Here is a 2,203-nt window from a genome sequence, read left to right on the forward strand (position 1 = left end):
GCATCAATAAATTTTTGATCTGCCTGTAAAATCATGATTAACCTCCCAGTTGCTTTACTCGTTTTTCCAATGCCCGGCAGCGATTCCGGGCTTCTTTGCGCACTTTGTCACCTTTGGATGCACGCAGGCAATCTGCCATAACACGACTGTCCGCACCGCCGCAGGACAGCTGCACACCACCTCGGAATGTCCACTGTGTTGATGTGATAATGCTGCTGTAGGTGCGTGAAGTGGATTCATGCAGATCCCGGTATGTGATATTGATTTTCTGCCCAATGCGAAAACGCTCTGTGCTGTGTACAGTACAGGAAAAAGGTCTCACATGAAGCGGTTCATGTACGACACCAGCACCATCTGTGAATCCATAGAACCATGACCACATCCCTTGTACAACAGTTGCCAGTGTCCGACCGGGGGAAAAACCCCTTGCCATCCAGTCCAGAAACAGATTGGATTCTACGCCTACATTAAAATATACATTTCTGCTGAAATCTCTCTCGACCAAAGAAGCTGCGAAATACGGTGACTTATCCTCATATTCTGCCCGGACATAGGCACGTGCCATTTTCAGTTCAAAGTCTGAGATATCGCAGCTATCATATTCAATTTCGCTCATGCCGATCTGCGCTGTGCCATAGTGGTTTGCGCCGAACTGCCCGAGCGTCAGGCATCCGTCTGATTCTGCATAAATGAAGCCGAACATAAGCTGCGCAAGCATTTTGTACAAGTCTCTTGGCGTTTCTGAATCTATCTCATCATCACCGCTGTTTGCAAAGATAACATTGGGGTCAGCTAGCTCCCACCACCCCTCGTATTGTGTTTCATTCGACCAAACGTGAGAATTGCAATAGTGCTCATTTGCATTTTCCGTGTATCTGTTCCACCGCTTCCATGTCAGCATATTCGGTATGCCTGTCTGGAATTGAATAAAGCGGTTTGTCTCAGCTGTCAGATACTGCGTCCAGCCCGCAGCACCGCCGTAGGATTCCAGAGCCATACCAGCGCCTTTATATTTTCCATACAACACTTTGCCAACATAGTCTGTATTGGAGTCATCGTTAAAACACGACGTATCCAACCATCCCACCGCATCCTGCGCATTGAGGGTGTATATCTCGCCTGCACGTGTGGCATCCGTTACCCAGAATACGCCCATTTGGCACCAATCGTTTTCCGTGCTGTATTTTGACCAGACAATGATTTTTGCCCCACGCACCTGAAATAGGGACATGCCTGGCAGCTTTACCTGCATGGACAGCGTTGCTGCATATACACCGCCGATCTCAAAAGCCCCATCTGGGCAGCATTGTCGCTTGATAGATGCGGAAATGATGCTGCTTTCGTCCAGCACATTGTCGTAAACTTCTGTATACTGCTTTGCGCTGTGGTCGTAGCAGTAGATGCGGCAGTTGATGCGCTCATAGATAGTCATTCCGTACCACCTCTGTATACTGTAAAATAAACACTAAAATCCTTGCAATTTGGACTTGGGGAATGGGCATATAAACGATAGTCTGCCGTCGATACCCCACTTGGAAGTGGATAGATGTTCGACATGGATTCTCGCTTTCCGTTTATCGTTTCCAACGTAATTTCTGCGTTTTCAGCGCCATCCGGGTCAACATCCACCCAGACATTTTCACGCCCCTTTTGTTGGAGCTTTACCCGAATAGCCCTATCCGAAAATGACGTTGGTAAGTCAGGCGAAAAAAGGATTTGAAATGAGCTTGCATTGGCGTTTAACCGAATTGGCTGCTTGAGATAATATGCGCCATTGCGATAGACTGCGTGCGATTGGAGCAGTTTTGTAGCCCCATATATGATAACGCCGTTTGCCAAAATTGCTGGAACGGGGATATTATCGCCGTTCGCAGAAACCATTTTAACGCCAAGCGATACCTTGCACAAATCTGATTTGTAAGAAATCATTTCGGACGTGATACTACCCGTGAAAAATAACTCTGTCCCGGTTAAAGATACGGGTTGTACTTGATAACTTGGCTTCACATGATGCAGGTTGGCAAAGATCAATGACCCATATTTTCGTGCGGACGTTTGAATCCGATTTGCATCTGACAAACTGCACTCTAACTCTACAGTCATACTGTCCGTCCCAGCATCGGTACTGTATACCGTAAATGCGCCATCTGCCATTGTAAACGATTTGAGCAGCGGTGTACATTGTACAGATGGCGTTCCAATT

General features: G+C 47.1%; 2 protein-coding genes. Both read right to left on the reverse strand.

Annotation, left to right across the window (positions count from 1 at the left end; genetic code table 11):
- Window positions 1–37: 37 nt before the first annotated feature.
- Window positions 38–1,432 (reverse strand): hypothetical protein, encoded by a 1,395-nt coding sequence (locus QZ375_RS14190; protein ID WP_295220049.1) that lies wholly within the window; start codon window positions 1,430–1,432, stop codon window positions 38–40.
- Window positions 1,429–2,203 (reverse strand): hypothetical protein (locus QZ375_RS14195; RefSeq protein WP_295220051.1); only part of this gene is annotated, 775 nt, incomplete at its 5' end. The genes QZ375_RS14195 and QZ375_RS14190, both read right to left, overlap by 4 nt.

The organism is Ruminococcus sp. (assembly GCF_019417665.1).
GTDB lineage: Bacteria > Bacillota > Clostridia > Oscillospirales > Ruminococcaceae > Ruminococcus_C.